Origin of the sequence: Burkholderia sp. MSMB1498, from assembly GCF_001526245.1 — a bacterium.
Classification (GTDB): Bacteria; Pseudomonadota; Gammaproteobacteria; order Burkholderiales; family Burkholderiaceae; genus Burkholderia; species Burkholderia savannae.
Genome location: NZ_LOYJ01000090.1, coordinates 37,042 through 55,526, shown reverse-complemented (window position 1 = coordinate 55,526; position 18,485 = coordinate 37,042). Strand labels below are relative to the sequence as shown.

General features: G+C 67.4%; 6 protein-coding genes and 1 pseudogene. 4 read left to right on the top strand and 3 right to left on the bottom strand.

From position 1 onward, the window contains the following. Nucleotides 1-30: 30 nt before the first annotated feature. The gene (locus tag WS91_RS19655; RefSeq protein ID WP_059670827.1) at nucleotides 31-10,284 is read right to left on the bottom strand and encodes a non-ribosomal peptide synthetase; all 10,254 of its coding nucleotides are present in this window, start codon (nucleotides 10,282-10,284) and stop codon (nucleotides 31-33) included. Nucleotides 10,285-10,414: 130 nt separating this feature from the next. Continuing rightward, on the bottom strand, nucleotides 10,415-12,340 hold the full coding sequence (gene asnB, locus WS91_RS19650; RefSeq protein ID WP_038742858.1) for an asparagine synthase (glutamine-hydrolyzing): 1,926 nt from the start codon (nucleotides 12,338-12,340) through the stop codon (nucleotides 10,415-10,417). Between the two features lie 998 nt (nucleotides 12,341-13,338). Here asnB and WS91_RS36060 point away from each other — a divergent pair. Beyond that, nucleotides 13,339-13,548 carry a hypothetical protein gene (locus WS91_RS36060; protein WP_156432401.1) on the top strand — a complete coding sequence of 70 codons (210 nt, stop codon included), beginning with the start codon at nucleotides 13,339-13,341 and terminating at the stop codon, nucleotides 13,546-13,548. Nucleotides 13,549-13,672: 124 nt separating this feature from the next. Here WS91_RS36060 and WS91_RS38205 read toward each other — a convergent pair whose 3' ends face one another. Then, the gene (locus WS91_RS38205; RefSeq protein WP_394364280.1) at nucleotides 13,673-13,921 is read right to left on the bottom strand and encodes a hypothetical protein; all 249 of its coding nucleotides are present in this window, start codon (nucleotides 13,919-13,921) and stop codon (nucleotides 13,673-13,675) included. Here WS91_RS38205 and WS91_RS19645 point away from each other — a divergent pair. The 3 genes and pseudogenes from WS91_RS19645 to WS91_RS19635 all read left to right on the top strand — a co-directional run. Next, nucleotides 13,818-14,681: pseudogene (locus WS91_RS19645) on the top strand (GHMP family kinase ATP-binding protein); the annotation flags it as partial. The gene WS91_RS38205 and the pseudogene WS91_RS19645 sit on opposite strands and share 104 nt — an antisense overlap. 4 nt (nucleotides 14,682-14,685) lie before the next feature. Beyond that, nucleotides 14,686-15,750 (top strand): cysteine synthase family protein, encoded by a 1,065-nt coding sequence (locus tag WS91_RS19640; protein ID WP_059670825.1) that lies wholly within the window; start codon nucleotides 14,686-14,688, stop codon nucleotides 15,748-15,750. Between the two features lie 52 nt (nucleotides 15,751-15,802). Further along, nucleotides 15,803-18,469: a lyase family protein gene (locus WS91_RS19635; protein WP_059670824.1), complete on the top strand. Its 2,667-nt coding sequence runs from the start codon at nucleotides 15,803-15,805 to the stop codon at nucleotides 18,467-18,469. Nucleotides 18,470-18,485: the final 16 nt, after the last annotated feature.

Here is an 18,485-nt window from a genome sequence, read left to right as displayed (position 1 = left end):
GGCCCGCGCGGGCCGGATGCGATCGGCGACTCAATATTCCGAGATCGCCATGTATGCGCTCATCAGCATCTCGTCGCGCTCGGCCGCTTCGAGGTAAGCGTCCCAATGCGGCGTTTGCGCGGCGTCGCGATGCCAGAACTCGATCTCGCTGCGGCCGTGCTGCAGGCTGCGCCACGCTTGCGTCAGCAAGCGCCGCTCCTCGTCGCCGAGCGAGCTCAGCTGCGAGACCGGCACGTCGCCCCCGTCGACGATCGCCCCGATCAGGTTCGACAGATGCGCCCACAGCAGGCGGATCGTCGATTCCCGGAACAGATTGACGTTGTATTCGACGTGGCCGACGATCGCGCCGCCCTCCTCGCGCAGATCGAACAGCAGATCGAGAATCGACGCGGCCCGGTCGAGCTCGACGGGCGCGATGCGCAGCCCGTCGACCTGCGGCATCGACAGATCCTCGTTCTGCAGCACGAACATCACCTGCACGAGCGGATTCACGCGCGGGTCGCGCTCCCTGAGCGCCATCTGCACGAGATGCGTGAACGTCACGTCCTGATTGTCGAACACGTTCAGCACGTCGTCGCGCACGCGCGCGAGATGCGCGGCGAAGCTCGCAGCCGGATCGAAGCGCTGCCGCACCGGCAACGTGTTCGTCAGGAAGCCGATGAGCGGCTCGGTCTCGATGCGCGAGCGGTTCGCGACGGCCGTGCCGAGCACGAGATCGCCCTGCTTCGCGTAGCGCGACAGCAGCAAGCCCAGCGCGGTCTGCAGGAACACGAACACCGTCGACTTCGACGCCCGGGAGAACGCATGCACGCGCTCGACGAGCGCGGCGGGCAACGCCACCGCGATCCGCCGCCCGTCGAACGTCGGCTGGTCCGGGCGCTCGAAATCGGTCGGCAATTGCAGCACGCCGGCGTAGCCGTCGAGGTAGCCGCGCCAGAAGTCGAGCTGGCGCTTGAACGGCTCGGACTGCGCAAAACGCCGCTGCCAGATCGCGTAATCGGCGAACTGGATCGGCAGCGGCGGCAGCTCCGCCGCCCGCCCGTCGCGCCGCGCCGGATACAACTGCTCGATCTCGCGCAGGATCACGCCCGCCGACCACCCGTCTCCGATGATGTGATGATTGCGCCAAAGCAGCACGTGCTCGTTGTCGGACAGCCGGTAGATCGTCGCCGAGCACAGCGGCAGCGCGTCGAGCCTGAACGGCCGGCTCAGCTCGGATTCGATCGCGCTGTCGAGCGCTTCGCGCGCGCTCGAGGCGTGCTCGCCGGACAGGTCCTTCACGGCGAGCGGGAACGTCATCTCGGGCGCCACCACCTGACAGGGCTGATTGTCGAGCGTCGCGAAGCGGGTTCGCAGGATCTCGTGGCGATCCGTCATCCGCTGGAGCACCCAGGCGAGCGTGTCGACATCGAGCGGCCCGTCGATCCGCAGCGCGAAGTGCGAGCCATAGGCGCGCTGCGAGGCGTCGATCTTGTCGAGGAACCAGAGACGCTCCTGGTTGAACGACAGCGGAATGTGCTCGGGGCGCCCCTGCGGCGCGATCGTGTCCTCCCGCAACGCCTCGGCCTGGGCGGCCGCGATCGCCGCGGCGAACGAGATCGCCGTGTCGTGCTCGAACAGCGCGCGGATCGGCAAATCGATCCGAAAATGCCGGCGCGCGCGAGACACGACCTGCGTCGCGAGCAGCGAGTTGCCGCCGATGTCGAAGAAGCTCCAGTCGGCGCTGACCGCCGGGCGCTTGAGAATCTGCCGGAACAGATCGACGACGAAGGCCTCGACGTCGTTGCCCGGCGCGACCACCTCGAGCTGCGCGCACGTCTGCGCATCGTCCGGCAACGCGAGCGCCTTGCGGTCCACCTTGCCGTTGACGTTCTTCGGCAGACGGTCGAGCGCGACGATCACGTCGGGAATCATGTACGCGGGCAGCCCGAGCTTCACCTGCTTGCGCAGCGCCGACACCCACGCGCTCGTCGCGCCCGCGCCCTCCAGCGCGCGAAGATCCGCAGGAACGGCCCACGCCGCGAGCGACAGTTGCCCCGTCGCGTCCGGCAGCGCGAGGACGACCGCTTCCTGCACCGACGGCTCGCGATTGAGCGCGGCCTCCACTTCACCGATCTCGATGCGATGGCCGCGGATCTTCACCTGGTTGTCGCGCCGGCCGATGAAGAACAGCTCGCCGTTCGCGGCGCGCCATCCGCGATCGCCGCTGCGATAGAGGCGATGCGAGCCGGCGAACGCGGCCTCTCGCGACGAATAGGCGGCCGCGGTGCGCTGCGGATCGTTCAGATACCCGAGCCCGACGCACACGCCGCCGACGTACAGCTCGCCGGGCGTGCCGGCCGGCACCGTGCGCCCCCACGGATCGAGCACGTAGACGGCCGCGTTCTTGATCGGCCGCCCGATCGAGATCTTCGGCGCGCGCGCGTCGAGGTCGAACGGCACCTTGTAATGCGTGCAGTCGTCGGAGGTTTCCGTCGCGCCCCACATGTTCAGGATGCCGACGCGAGGGTGCACCGCGCGCAGCTGATGCACGAGCGACGGCTGCAGCGTCTCGCCGCTCGACACGACCCAGCGCAGCGCCGACGCGCCGAGCGCGAGCGCCGGCGCGTCCGGCTGCGCGGCGTGCACGAGCAGCATCGTGCTCAGCACGGAGGGCGACACTTCGAGAATCGACACGCCGTCGGCGACGACGCGCTCCAGGAGCCGCGCCGGATCTTTCGCGACGGCGTCGTCGTAGATCCTGACCTGCGCGCCCGCGATCAACGGCGCGCAGAATTGCCACACGCAGATGTCGAACGTCGCGGCGGCGTCCTGCGACACGATGTCCGCCGCGCCGATCCCGAGATCCTCGATCTTCGCCTCGATGTGATTGATCATCCCGCCGTGGTCGATCATCACGCCCTTGGGCTCGCCCGTCGAACCGGACGTGAAGATCACGTAAGCGAGCGTGTCGGCGGACGCCTCGAACGCGGGCGCTCGCAGCGCGGCCGCGTCGGCCGGCTCGGCGAGCGCGTCGAGCGCGATCCTGGCCGCGCCGCTGCGCAGGCGCTCGGCGACGCTCGTATGCCCGCGCGCGACGACGAGATGCGCGGCCCGCGCGCGCTCGAGCAGCGCGTCGATCCGCTCGGCCGGCCCGTCCGGCAGCGGCACGAACGCCGCCCCGACCCGCCAGAGCCCGAGGATCGCCGTCAGATAGTCGATCGAGCGATCCGCGAGCAACGCCACGATGTCGCCCGGACGCACGCCGCGCGCGCGCAGCTGCGCGGCGGCCGTGCGGCTTGCGTCGAGCAGCGCGCGATAGCCGATCGAGCGCGACGCGTCGACGGCCGCGATGCGATCCGGCCATTCGCTCGCGCGCCGCTCGAACGTCGCGACATATAGCCCCGGCGCGCCCGCCGGCCGTTCGACCAGGGCGCCCGCGGCGGCGCGGCGCTCGACGGCGGCCTCGTCGTCGCCGAGCAGCGTGCGCGGGGCGAAATGCTCGTCGGGCGACGCGACGATCGCCTCGAGCGCGCGGCGGAAATAGCCGCCGATCGCGACGAGGCGCTCGAGCGGCAACGCGTCGAGATTCGCCTCGAGATCGAGCGTCAGATGCTTCGTGAACGGGTCTTGGTTGAATTCGACGCGCAGCGCGAAGTGCGTCTGGATATACGCCTTCGCATCGACGACGCTCACCCCCGCCAGTTGCTCCAGCTCCTCGTACACATGGAAGTGCGTGTAATTGAAGCTCACGTCGAAGAGCGGCTCGTTGCCCTTCAGGTGCTGGATTTCCTGATACGGATAGCGGCGATACGCCTGCAGCGCGGATTCCTTGTCATGGATGCGCTTGACGAGCTCGGACCAGGTGTCGCCGCCGAGCTGCACGCGCCACGGCACGACGTTCAGATGCGTGCCGAGCACGCGCTCGCCGTCGCCGTCCTCGAGCCGGCCGTTCGACTCGACGGCGAGAACGACGTCGGACTCGCCGCTCACGAAACTCATGACGCTCGCATGCGCCGCCAGCAGCACGTGCTTGAGCGACACGCCGAGCCGCGCGGCCAGCGCCTTCAGGTCGTTCGACAGCGCCGCCGGCACATCGACCGCGTAAAAGCGCATTGGATTGCGCCCGGCGTCCGCGTGCGTTTCCTGCAGGTACGCGAGCCGCGTCGGCCGGAAATCCTCGAGCTCCGCTTCCCAGAATGCGCGCACCGCCGGATCGGCGACGGTCTCCTGTTCCAGCGAGACGTAATCGGAAAAGCGCGTATGCAGTTCGGGAAGCTGCGGCAGCGCGCCGTCGCCGACGAGGCTCACATAGTTGCGCAGGATCTCCGACACGGCCGACGATTCGCTCCAGCCGTCGAGCAGCGCGTCGTGGAACGACATCGTGAACACGAACTCGTCATCCGTCCAGCGGTGCAGCGAGAAGCGCAACAGCGGCGCGCGCGCGACGTCGTACGGACGGCGCTTTTCGCCGTCGAGCCACGCCTCGTAGCGCTGCTTGCGGCGCGCGTCGTCGACGTCGCGATAGTCGAACACGTCGACGACCGGGGCCGAATGCGCGTGAACGATCTGCAGCGGCCGCTCGAACTCGCCGAGATGGAACGACGTCCGGAAAATCGGATGGCGCTCGATCAACGCGGCGAGCGCTTGCTCGAACGCGCGCAGATCGTAGAGCGCGCGCAGCCGGAATTCGAAGATGTCGCAATACATCGCGATGTCGTCGCCGAATTGCGAGTGGAACAGCAGCCCTTCCTGAAGACGCGCGAGCGGATAGGCATCGACCGCATCCTCAGGCAGCTGGCGACGCTCGGCGTCGCTCGTTTGCGCGAACGCGGCGACGCGAGGCCGCTCGGCCAGCTGGGCCGAAATCTTCGTGACGGCGGCGAGCGCGGCGGGCGTCTGGAGCCGAAACACGTCCTGGACGCTGATCTGCAAACCCGCCTTCAACGCGCGGCTGCGCAACTGGATGATGCGGATCGAATCGCCGCCGAGCTCGAAGAAGCCGTCGTTGGCGCCCACGCGCGGTTTTTCCAGCACGTCGGCGTACAGCTTGCACAGCAGCTTCTCCTCGTCGGTGCGCGGCGCGACGTAGGCCGCGCGCAACGGAATCGCGCCGTCCGCCCGCTGCATGAGCGCCTTCGCGTCGACCTTGCCGTTCTGGTTCAGCGGAATCGCATCGATCGGCAGCACGGCCGACGGCATCATGTAATCGGGTATGCGCTCCGACAAGTGGCGATACAGCGCCTGAACGTCCGGCAGCGCATCGCAGACGATGTACGACACGAGCCTGATCTGTTCGTCGTCCGGTTGCGGCGTCGACGCGGCGCGGATCAACTGCCGGATCTCGGTGATCGCGCCGGCCCCGCCGCCCGCCGACGCCGGTGCAACGACGTTGCGCGGCTTGTGCGGCTTGCTCGCGAGCGTGACGGCGTCGCGAATGCCGTCGAAGCGCGTGAGCGCCGCCTCGATTTCGCCGAGCTCGATCCGAAAGCCGTTGATCTTGACCTGCTGATCCTTGCGGCCCAGATACTCGTAATCCGCGTCGCCGACCTTGCGCGCGAGGTCGCCGCTCTTGTAGTAGCGCCCCACGCCCACGCCCGGCTCGATGTCGAGATCGACGAAGCGCTCGCGCGTGAGCGTCTCGTTTCGCAGATAGCCGAGCGCCACGCCCCGGCCCCCGACATAGATCTCGCCGACCTCGCCGTCCACCACCGGCTTGCGATCCTCGTCGAGCAGCACGATCGACAGGTCGCGCAGCGGCAGGCCGATCATGCTGCCCGGCGCGTCGAGATCCGCGAGCGTGACGGGCCGGTAGGTTCCGTGCACGGTGATCTCGGTGATCCCGTACATGTTGACGAGCAGCGGCTGCGCGTCGCCGTACTTGCGGAACCAATCCTTGAGGCTGCCGAACACGAGCGTCTCGCCGCCGAAGATCACGAGGCGCAGCGCGCTCAGGCGGTCGTCGCGCCGCAGATCGGCAGCGATGAAATACTTGAACGCGCTCGGCGTCTGGTTGAGCACCGTCACGCGCTCGCGTGCGCACAGCGCGCGGAACTCGTCCGGCGAGCGCGAGATTTCGTACGGCACCCCGACGATCCGGCCGCCGTAGAGCAGCGCACCCCACATTTCCCAGACCGAGATGTCGAACGCGATCGAATGGAACAGCGTCCACACGTCGCGCTCGTCGAACTGGTATTCCGGCTCGGACGACGTGAACAGGCGCAGCACGTTGTCGTGCGTGACCTGCACGCCCTTCGGCCGCCCGGTCGTGCCGGACGTGAAGATCACGTACGCGCAATCGTCGCGGCGCAACGCGCGCGCCGCCTGCGGCGCGCGATCCGCTGCGTGCGCCCCGACGCGCGCCGGCTCGGCGCGCGCGTCGACGAGCAGGACGGTGCGGCCCTCGACGGACGGCAGCTTGCCCAGCAAGTCGCCGAACGCCGTCGACGTGACGAGCACGCTCGGTTGCGCGTCCTCGAGAATGAAGCCGAGCCGCTCGGCCGGAGAGTGCGGGTCGAGCGGCACGTACGTGCCTCCCGCCTTCAGAATGGCGAGGATGCTCACGACGACGTCCACGCCGCGATGCAGCAGAATCGCGACGGTGGTCGGCCCGTCGGCCCGCATCCGCGGCGCGAGCGCGCCCGCGAGCTGCGTCGCGCGTTCGTCCAGTTCGCGATACGTGAGCGACGATTCGCCGTAGGTGAGCGCGACTCGCTGCGGGCCGCTGCGCACCTGCTGCTCGAATCCTTCGATCAACGAATCGCATTGCGCGAGCGGCACGGCTGCCGCCGGGAGATCGGCGGCGCGCTCGGCCGCCGGCGCGTCGATCGCGGCCGGCGCCGCCTTGGGCTCGATCGTGTGCAACGGCGCGTCGGCCGCGTCGAGCACCGCATCGAGCAGTTGCAGGTATTCGTCGGCGAACGCGGCGACCTGATCGCGCGTCGCGAGCGTCTCGCCATATTCGAGCATCGCTTCGATCCCGCGCGCGGCAGGCGCCATCGTCAACGCGAGATCGAACTGGGACGGCGCGGAGCGCAACGGCAGCGAACGCGCGGTGATCGAACCGATTTCGATTTCGGCGGCGACGCCCTTGATCGCGAACGCTTCGGTGCCGCGGCGGCCGCTCGACTGCTGCATCACGAACAGCGCCTGGAAGAACGGATGCCGGCCGGCGCGGCTCTTCGACGCATGCTCGTTGACGAGGTGCGCGAACGGATACGCCTGGTGGGCGATCGCGGCGGTGAGATTGTCGGCCGACTGCGACAGGAACGCCGCGAACGTCGTGTCGTCGCGATACGCGGTGTGCAACGCGAGCGGATTGACGAAATAGCCCTGCGTGCGCGCATACGCCCAGTGCGTCCGGCCGGCGGCGAGCGTGCCGATCGCGAGGTGCTCGGCGGCGCCGCGGCGATGCAGCAGCAACTGGAACGCGGCCAGATAGACCGCGTTGAGCGTGCGGCCCGAGCGCCGCGCGAATGCCTCGACCCGTTTCGCGAGCGTCTCGCCGATCCGGAAATTGACGGGCCGCGGCGCGCCGTCCGCGGCGCCTTCCGCGCGTTGCGCGCTTGGCTCGAACACCGAGGCGAGCGCCGAATCCGCACGGTTCTCGCCCAGGACGGTGCGCCAGTACTGGCGGTCCGCCAGCGCGGCGGCGCTGCCCGTGTACGCGTCGCGCTCCCGGCACCAGTCCTGGTAGTCGCGCTCGGGATCGGCAATCGGCTCGCCGCCCGACGCGTCCGACACGATTTCCTCGACGAGTTGCGACATCGACCAGAAATCGGAGGCGATGTGATGCAGGTTGACGAGCAGCCAGGTCCGCCCGCCGTCGCGCTGCGCGACGCGAATGCGCAACGCCGATCCCCGCTCCAGGTCGAACGGCCGCAGCGCTTCGTCGCCGAAACGCTCGATCAACGCGGCGTCGTCGAGCCCTTGCGGATCGATTTCGGCGAAATCGACGCATGGCGTCGGCTCGACCGTCTGCACGTTGCGGCTGTCCTCCGCGCGATAACGCGTACGCAGGATCGGGTGCCGCGCGCACGCGCGCGCGACGCTCGCCTCGAGCGCGTCGGACGCGAGCGCCGGCCGGCATTCGATCAGGAGCGCCAGGTTGTAGTCATGCCGATCCGGGTCGAATTGATGCAGGAACCAGAGCTGCTGCTGGTTCGGCGACAGCGCGAACTCGCGTTCTTTCGCACCCGCCGTCGCGCGCGGCGCGGCGGGCGCCGCAGTGTCCGTTCGGGCGATCTGCGCGCCCAGCTCCGCGATGCTCGACGCGCCGAACAGGTCGTCGAGCCCGACCTGCGCGCCCAGATGCTTCTCGATCAAGCCCTGCAGCCGCACGACGCCGATCGAATTCAGCCCCGCGCCCGCAAGCGGCAGATCGGCGCCGATCGCCTCGGGCGTCTGCCCGGTCAGCGCCGCGACCGCGCGCCGCAGCGCAAGCACGATCCGAGCCGCATGCTCGTCGGCGGGCACCGCGCCGGAGCGCGCCGTTTGCGGCCAGAGCGCATCGAGATCCTGATCGGACGCCGCACCGGCGCCGCTCGCCGAACGCACGTCGCGGCCGACGAGCGGCAGCGTGCCGTCGAGGTAACGCGCGCGCGTCTCCCGGCGGCGGATCTTGCCGCTCGACGTCTTCGGAATGCTCGCCGGCTGAATGAATACGATCTCGTCGACGGCGACGTCGCAGGCGCGCGAAATCGCCGTGCGGATCGCCCGGGCGGCGGCGTCGACGTCGATCGTCTTCGCGAAGCGCCGGTCCACCTCCTGCACGACGACGACGCGCGCATCGCCCTCGCCGTCGATCGAGAACGCGGCCGTGCAACCTTCGCGCAAGGCCGGATCGCTCGCGCCCGCGGCGGCTTCCAGGTCCTGCGGATAGTAATTGCGCCCGTTGACGATGACGACGTCCTTGCTGCGCCCGGTCACGAACAGTTCGCCGTCGACGACGCAACCGAGATCGCCCGTGCGCAGGAAGCCCGACGAGGCCGGGTCCGGGGCGGCGAGGCGCGCGCGAAACACGTCGGCGTTCACCGCGTCCTTGTTCCAGTATCCGGACGGAATGCTCGGGCCGCGCACCCAGATCTCGCCGATCTCGCCTTGCGCCGCCTCGCGCAAGTCGTTGACGATGCGCAGTTCGTGCCCCGCCGCGCAGCGGCCGGACGACACCAGTTCGACGCTCGCGGCGCCGCCCTGCGGCTCGAGGCGGCCGAGCGTCAGCGCGAAACGGTCGGCCGCCCGTGCGTGAAACGCTCCGCCGGGCGCGCCGCCCGTGACGAAAAGCGTTGCTTCGGCAAGGCCATAGCACGGATAGAATGCGCGCGGATCGAACCGCGCGCGCGCGTAGATCTGCGCGAAACGCCGCATCGATTCCGCCTGTACCGGCTCGGCGCCGTTGAACGCGATGCGCCAGCTCGACAGATCGAGCGCGGCCACCCGCTCCGGGCTGCGAGCCGCATGCTCGGCGCAGAGGCGATAGCCGAAGTCCGGCCCGCCCGCGACCGTCGCGCGAAACCGCGTGATGTTCTCGAGCCACGACAGCGGGTCCTTGATGAACGCGGTCGGCGACATGATGTGCGACGGGTATCCGTAAAAGAGCGGATGCAAGGTCGTGCCGATCAGCCCCATGTCGTGGTACAGCGGCAGCCAGTTCAGGCAGACGTCGTCGTCGCGCGATCCGAAGCCCGCCGCGATCGCGATCTGATTCGCGATCAGATTGCCGTGACTCACCGCGACGCCCTTCGGCTCGCCCGTCGACCCGGACGTGTACTGGAGAAACGCCACGTCCGCCGGCGTGCGCCGATAGTCGCTCGCCGGAATCGGCGGGACGTCCGCCGCCGCGTCGATCGACAGCAGGCGGATCGCCGCCGACAGCGCGCGGCCCATCTCGCCCGAGAACCACTCGCTCGCCTTCGCCACCGCCTCGCCGTCGCCGAACGCGAACCGTGCGCCGCAATCGCGCACCACGTGCGCGATGCGGTCGAGCTTTTCTCCGCGCCGCGGCGGATAGAGCGGCACCGCGATCACGCCCGCATACAGGCAGCCGAGGAACGCGGCGATGTATTCGAGCCCCGGCGGGAAGAACAGCAGCACGCGATCGTTCTCGCTCGCATGCTGCCGCAAGTAGGCGGCGACCCGCCGCGCGCGCTCGTCGAGCTGCCGATAGGTCAGCTGCGGCCCCGCCCCCGTTTCCGGGCTTTCGATGAAGTGATACGCGAGCGCGTCGGGACGCTCGCCGGCATGTCGCTGAAGTACGTGAACGATCGTGCCGGCCTGCTGCATTTTGTCGAGATCGGTGGTCGTCATGTCAGTCGGTCAGGCTAAAAAGAATGAGGGATTGGAACGGATGCGAGCCGCGGCGCGCGGCGGCGCATTCTTCGTGCGCCGCCGGCATTCGCGCCGCGGCGCACATCGAGCGGCGAACGGCGAACGGCGTCTAGTCGACGATCGAAAGATCGAAGCGCTTGCAAAGGAAATACGACGTCGCGATCAGCATCAGCGGAATCTCCAGCTTCGACAGGTCGGCCTCGTTGCCGTCCGACAGGAGCTTCGACAGGCGCGCGAGCTGCGCGGGATCGAAGAGCCCCAATTGCGCGAGGCGCGGCGAGTGGACGATGTCCTGGATCAGCGCGAACAGCTTGCCGTTGCGCTGCAGCGTCGAAGGCGGCGCGAGGAACGGCTGCTTCACGCGCCGATGGACCCGCTCGGTCAGATAGGGCTTCATCGCGTCGCGGAAGAGGCTTTTCTCCTCGCCGTCGCGGAAGAACCACGACACGGGAAGGGTCCGCGCGAATTCGAACAGGCGATGGTCGAGAAGCGGCATGCGCACTTCGACCGAATGCGCCATGTCGAGGCGATCCGCGAACAGGATCTGATTGCACAGAATGGACTTGCACCACAGATACATCGACTGCTGCACCGGATGCCGGTCGCGAAGCTGATCGTGGATCGGCAGGCGATCGATCAGGCTCGACACGAGCAGATCGGGCGTGACGTCGCGCTTCAGGTCGGCATGCAGCAGCGTGTCTCTGAGCGGCGTGCGGCTGTTGAGCACGATCGACAGCCACGCCGGCGTGAAGCCGATCAACCGGCTCGCGAAGCCGTTGCGCGCCGGCCGGAACCACGGCGGAATCGCCGCGCTCAGCTTGCCGGCCGCCTGCACGTCGGCGAACGTCGCGAGGCGCGCCGTCTCGTCGCCCGCATAACCGGACAGCAGATAGTCGATCTGATGAAAGTTGTAGCCGTAGAACAGCTCGTCGGCGCCGTCGCCCGACAGCACCGCCTTGAACCCCGCGTCCCGCACCGCGCGACTTTGCAGATAGCGCGCGACCGCGTTCGAGTTGATGCCGATGCTCTCCGCGTGCCAGACGACCTGCTCGAGATGGTCCGCGAAATCGGCCGAATCGACGGCGACCGTCCGGAACGCCGCGCCGAACGACTCCGCTGTGTCGCGCGCCACGGCGCTCTCGTCGTAATCCGCGTGGTCGAACTGCACGTTGAAGGCGGTGAGCCGGTGGCCGAGCCGCTTCGCCGCGACGCCGAGCACCGCCGACGAATCGAGCCCGCCGCTCAGGTAGTGGCCCATCGGCACGTCCGCGTGCAGGCGCGTCTCGACCGCGTCGGCGATATGCTCGGCGAGCGCCTCGGCGGCGCATGCGCGCGAGCGCGCGTCGTCGCGCCATTGCGGATGGCGCGGGTAGTCGAGATCCCAATAGCGCCTGACGACGGTCTTGCCGTCCGAGCAGATCAGCATGCACCCCGGCGGAACCTGCCGGATGCCCTCGAACAGCGTCGCGTCGTGCGGCTTGATGAGAAGCAGATGCTGCACGTATTGCTCGCGGCTCAGCCTGCCCGCGACGCCCGCCGCGAGCAGCGCCTTGACCTCGGAGGCGAGCAGGACCCGCTCGCCGCTCTCGTGATAGTAGAGCGGCTTGATGCCGAACCGGTCGCGCACGCACAGGAGCTGGTTCGCCTCGCGGTCCCAGATGGCCAGCGCGAACTCGCCTCGCAGCCGCTCGACGAAATCGATGCCGTATCGCTCGTACAGCGCGAGCGCCACCTCGGAATCGCTGTCGGTCTTGAACTGCCAGCCTTCGCGCCGCAATGCGCGGCGCCATTCGTGATGACCGTAGATCTCGCCGTTCGCGACGATCACGTTGCCTCGCGCGCTGACGATCGGCTGGTCGCCCGTTACGAGATCGACAAGGCCGAGGCGCGCGTGCGCGAGGCCGACGCGCGCGTCGGGCGACAGCCACAGCCCCGTTTTTTCCGGGCCGCGATGGTCGAGCGTATCCACTGCGCGCTGCAGCGTCGACGCGTCGATCGGCGCGCTCCGATCGAAGATTGAAACGATTCCACACATGACGGGCTTCAGCTCCGTGGTGAAGGTGGGACGGTCCTGCCAGGCACCGCAGAACGCGGAGAGGATGCTCCCCGCGACGAACGCGCGGCAGCGAAGCGACGATGCGCACGAGATCCGATGCGGATCACGCACGCCGTGTTCGCCGACCTCCGCGCATCGCCGTGATCCGTGATTCTCGATCGGGCGACATTGATTCTTTTCCGTTTACAACCGTCTACCGAAACATCAAATTTGCTTTGACGACAGATTTAAACGAACGCACTGAGTATTTTTCTAATCGCACCATGAATCTCAGGTCGCAAGCATAGCGTAATACTTCGATTCGGAAAACACGATTTACGAAGGATGCGCGGATCGTGAACGACATGAATTCATAGCGGCCGGCATGTTTGTGACGATATTTAGATTCAATGCGGCTCGCAGTTTTGTTTTCTTGTTTCTTTTTGTGTTTTTTGCGACCAAATTCCACCGATCGATTGAGAATTTCGCCGACCCAATCTCGTTCGAAACGAAAGATTGAGCGACGAACTGCTTGTTATCAATCAATTCCGATGGCTTTCATTTAACGGCTTGACTAACGATTGCTTTACATGTACGTTTCGCTACCAGAGTGAATTGCGACGCTCGTCTACTCTGAAGCAATCTTCGCTCGCCGAGTATTTTTCTCCCGGCTGAGCTTATGCTCTCGACTACGCAGCGGCGCAGTGAATTCGGTATCGCATCGTCCCGGCGTTCGAAACTGTTTTTGATCCGCGGAGCCCGTCTGCGCTGCCTCGATTGCGCCGGCGCTCCATGGATATCCGGGCCGACGCTCGGCGCCGACCGTCCCGCCTGTCGGGCGGGGCGGCCGGCATCACCGCGCCCGCGCGCACCGCGTCGCCGCCATCGAAGACGATTCGCTGTTTGCATCGCCCGCTCGCCGCATCCGCGAGCACGAGTATCTAGGCTTCACCGGATTTCCCTGAATATGTCTGCATACTTTGAAGGACGGTCGCCGGATGAATCGGAATTTGTCTACCCCGGGCAAGCGCATGGCATGCGGTTCACTGGATGAAATATCCACGCTGAGCGAATGCCGCCGCAAACGAAGTCACGGCGGCATGCCGGCCGCATTTGCCACCGCACGCGGAATCCATATTCCCGATTCACTCATATCGATGTTCTTCAATTTCGATACCCGTCGTTCTGAAATTTTATTACCCGGGTAGCTCGAACAAATTAAAACGAGTGTTTGACTTTTCAACCACATTTATCGATGTGGCGGATCATGCACGTCCTTTTTCTGGATTGACGAGCCAAAATGTACGTAACAGAACCGGTCAAGCGCTCTGTTCATTCGCCGCTCGCCCGAGAGGAAATCAACGGCGATCGGTCGATCGGCATTGCCAATGCGCTTATCAATAAATACGGAAATCGGTTTTCCTCCAATTCCGGCCACTCCGGCAAGGCGAGAACCCGAAAGGCGGGCTCGCTGGCCGAGCGTTTTTTCTCGACCGGCAACGCGCCCGCCACGTTCGGCGAGCTGGTCCAGGGGCGCGAGCCGATATCGGGAAACGATTTCCTGGTGACGTTTCCGATCACGCTGACGACGACGGCGAGATTCTGCCGGTTCCGGCATTCCGATCGCCTTTACGTCTTTCCGGCGAGCAAGAAGAAATCGCTGAAGGCGGCGCAGCTCTTCCTCGAGAAATTCGGCATCCGCACGGGCGGCATCCTGCAGATCTGCAGCGCGGTGTCGGAGGGCAAGGGGCTCGCGAGCTCGTCCGCCGACATCGTCGCGACGCTGCGCGCGCTCGCCGCCCACTTCGACATCGAGCTCGCGGTGGCCGACATGTGCGCGATCATCCGCGAGATCGAGCCGACCGACGGCGTGATGTTCGACGAATCGGTCGCGTTCTTCCATCGCAAGGTCGAACTGGGCAAGGTGATGGGCAGGCTGCCGAAAATCTGCATCCTCGCGATCGACGAAGGCGGAATCATCGACACGGTCGCCTACAACCGGCATCGCTTCGATTTCTCCGACGAGGAAACGAGCCAGTACGCCGCGCTGCTCGCCGTCGTCGACGCCGCGATTTCCAGCCGCGACGTCCGCGAGATCGGCCGCGCGGCGACGCTCAGCACGCAGCTTCATCAGAAGCGCAATCCGAAGCGCAGCCTGCGGCAACTGGAGGCGCTGATGGCCGACGTCGGCGCCGACGGCATCGTCAACTGCCACAGCGGCACCTTCATCGGCCTGTGTTTCGACGCGGCGCGCCCGGATGCGCTCGACACGATCGCCCGGGCGGAACGCACGCTCCGGGAAACCCTAAGACAACCCATTTCGCGATTTTTCACCAGGTGAGCTCATGACATACGACGCAGCATCGATCAGGAAAACGCAGGAGAAGGTGTCCGATGCGATGGCGGAACCGCGCATCGTCCGGATCTCGCCCAATCTCTACGCCGTCGCGCTCGAAGTCATGAAAGTGATTCCGGCCAAGCACATCATCGAGCAGGCGCTGCGCGACGGGCGCATCAACCGCGATTCGCTCGTCATCGAATCGTCGAGCGGCAATTTCGCGCTCGGCCTCGCCGTCGTGTGCCGTGAGCACGGGCTGAAGCTGCGGATCGTCGGCGATCCGGCGATCGACCCGAAATTGCGCGGCATGCTGCGCAACCTCGGCGCGGAAGTCGACATCATCGAGAAGCCGGACGCGTTCGGCGCATTCCAGCGCCTGCGGCTCGCACGCATCGCGCAACTGCTCGAAGCGCATCCGAACGCGTTCTGGGTTCGCCAGTACGACAATCCGCAGAATCCCGACGCGTACCGCGCGCTCGCCGACACGCTGCTCGCGGAGGCGGGACCGGCGTTCGACCTCGTTGCATGCGTCGGCTCCGGCGGCTCGTCGGTCGGCCTCGCGACGCACCTGCGCCGCCACAGCGACGCAATCCGCGTGACGGGCGTCGACACGTTCAACAGCGTGCTGTTCGGCTTGCCGGACGGCAAGCGCACGCTACGGGGCCTCGGCAACAGCATCATGCCGAAGATTCTCGATCACTCGCAGTTCGACGAGATCCATTGGCTGACGAGCCCGCAGGCGAACCGCGCGGCAATCGAGCTGCATGCGCGCCACGGCCTCTTCTGCGGCCCGACGAGCGGCGCCGCCTACCGGGTCGCGCACTACAAGGCCGCCCGCCAGCCCGATCGCAAGATCCTGTTCATCGCGCCCGATACCGGCTATCGCTACCAGGACACGATCTTCGACGAGCGGTGGCTGAAAGAGCACGACGAGATCGCCGACGTGCCGCGCGACGCGCCCGTCGCCGTCGACCGGCTCGATCAGGTGATCGCCGCGGACGAATGGAGCTGCATCGACTGGCAGCGCAAGCCGCTCGCCGAGCGGCAAAACCTGCAAGCGCCCGGCGCGTGACGCGCGGGCCGCGCGCTCGCTCCTCCCCTTCCACCGACGTTCTGTACACAACATGACGGGCATCTTTGTCTTCATCGAGAGCAACACGACCGGCACGGGCGAGCTCTTCATCCGCAAGGCGCTGCATCGCGGCCTCACGCCCTACTTCCTCACGGCGAACCGCGACAAGTATCCGTTTCTCGACACGACCCGAGTCGTGACGGTCTCGATCGATACGAGCGACGCCGACGCCGTTCACCGTTTCGTATCCTCGCTCGGCGGCGTCGTCGCCGTTTTTTCGTCGTCCGAGTTTTACATCGAGGTCGCGGGCGAAGTCGCGCGGCGGCTCGGGCTGCCGACCGCGAACACCGATGCGACGCGCATCTGCCGCGACAAGAAGCGGCTCGCGGACGTGCTCGCCGAACGCGGCATCGACGCGCCGCGCACGCTCGCGCTGACGCTCGACGAGGCCGCCGCGCCCCGGCTCGACGGCCTCGCCTATCCGGCCGTCGTCAAGCCGAGAATGGGATCGGGCAGCGTCGGCGTGCGCCGTTGCGAAAACGCGGACGAAGTATTCGAGCACTGCGACAGCCTGCGCCGCGCCGGCACCCACGCGGCCCTCGCGCAAGCCTACGTCGAAGGCGACGAGTATTCGGTCGAAACGCTGACGATCGGCGGCAAGACGCAAATCGTCGGCGTCGTCAGGAAGCGGCTCGGGCCCGAGCCGCTCTTCGTCGAGATCGGCCACGACTACCCGGCGCCGCTGTCGAGCCGGCAACGGGAGCGCATCGAGAGCACCGTGCTGCGTGCGCTCGACGCGGTCGGCTACGCGTTCGGCCCCGCCCATACCGAGCTGCGCGTGCGCGACGACGCGGTGACGATCATCGAGATCAATCCGCGGCTCGCGGGCGGGCTCATTCCCGTCCTCCTCGGCGAGGTATTCGACGCCGATCTGCTCGACCACATCCTCGACATGTGGCTGGGCGCCACCGCCTTTGCCGATCTCACCGCGAAACGCTACGGCGCGATCCGCTTCGCGCTGCCGGCGCGCGAAGGCGTGCTGCGCAGCCCGCTCGCGCTGCCGCCCGACGTCGCCGCGGCCCCCGAGCTCAGGCACTTCCACCCGATCGCGCGGCCGGGCGACGCGCTGCGGCTCGAAGGCAGCTTCCGCGACCGCATCGCGGCCGTCGTCTGCGCGGGCGACGATCGCGAATCGGTCGAGGCGCTCGCCGATCGCGCGGTCGCCGAACTGCGCGTCGACATCGACGCCGACGCGTCGGCGAACGCGGCCGCGCCGCATGCCGCCGATGCCGTGAAACCCGGCCTGCCCGCGCACGTGCAGGCGATCGTCTACGGCGGCGCGGACGAGGACGCGCCGCTCGCCGAGCTCGACTACCTGTTCGATCTGAACGAGGCGCATCTCGTGATGCTCGGCGCGACGCACGTCGTCGGACTCGACAGGATCAAGCCGCTTCTGCTCGCGCATCAGAGCCTGAGAGCGCAACGCTATGCGCCGCTTCTCGCGCGACCGCGGCCGCGCGGCCTCTACATGCTCGTCGAGCGCTACCTGATCGACACGCTCGGCGAGGAAGTCGGCGGCGTGCTGCAAACGGGCCGGTCGCGCAACGACATCAACGCGGCCACGACGAAGCTGCATCTGCGCGACGCGACATCGCGCGTGTTCGACGCGCTGTGGCACCTGCGGCGCAGCCTCGTCTTCAAGGCGTCGGCGAACGTCGACCGGGCGTTTCCGATCTACAGCCAGTACCAGCCGGCGCTGCCGGGCACGTTCGCGCATCAGCTTCTCGCCTACGACGAAGCGCTCGCGAACGAATGCCGCGCGCTTCTCGCGCTCTATCGGCACGTCGACGTGTGCCCGCTCGGCGCAGGCGCGGGCGGCGGCACGACCTTGCCGATCGATCCGGAGCTCGTGTGCAAGCTGCTCGGCTTCGAGCAGCCGGCGTCGAACAGTCTCGACGCCGTGGCCAACCGCAGCGGCGTGCTGCATTTCCTGTCGGCCGCGAACGCGATCGGCGTGATGCTCTCGCGCATCGCGCAGGACCTGCAGATCTGGACCACCGCCGAGTTCGCACTGGTGTCGCTCCCCGACGGGCTGACGGGCGGCTCGTCGATGCTGCCGCAAAAGAAGAATCCATTCCTCGTCGAATTCGTCAAGAGCCGCGCGGGCGTTCCGCTCGGCGCGCTCGCGAGCTGCACCGCGACGCTCGGCAAAACGCCGTATACGAATTCGTTCGAAGCGGGCTCGCCGATGAACGGCCTCATCGCGCAAGCATGCACGGCGATCGTGGAAGCGGCGACGATCGCCGCGCTGCTAATCGACGGGCTCGACGCCGCGAGCGAACGAATCGACGACCATCTGAAGGAGACCGCGGTCGCCGCGATGGCCGTGTCGGAATCGCTCGTCGCGCGCCAGTCGCTCGATTTCCGCACCGCGCACACGCAAGTCGCGCAGGCGGTGCGCGACAGCGTCGCGCACGGGCGGTCGAGCTACGACGCGCTCGCCGCGCTCGAGCCCGACTTCATGTCGAGCCGTCCGCTCCATTGGGCGCAAAGCCACCGGTTCGGCGGCGGCCCCGGCGCCGCGGACCTGAACCACGGCGTCGCGCGGGCATGCCACGCGCTCGCCGACGACGAAGCCGCTTTGCGCCGCAGACAGGACATCTGGCGCGAAGCGGAACAGATGCGACGGCTCGCCGTGCAGCAACTCGCCAGCCATTAGTCCGCCCCATTCGCGA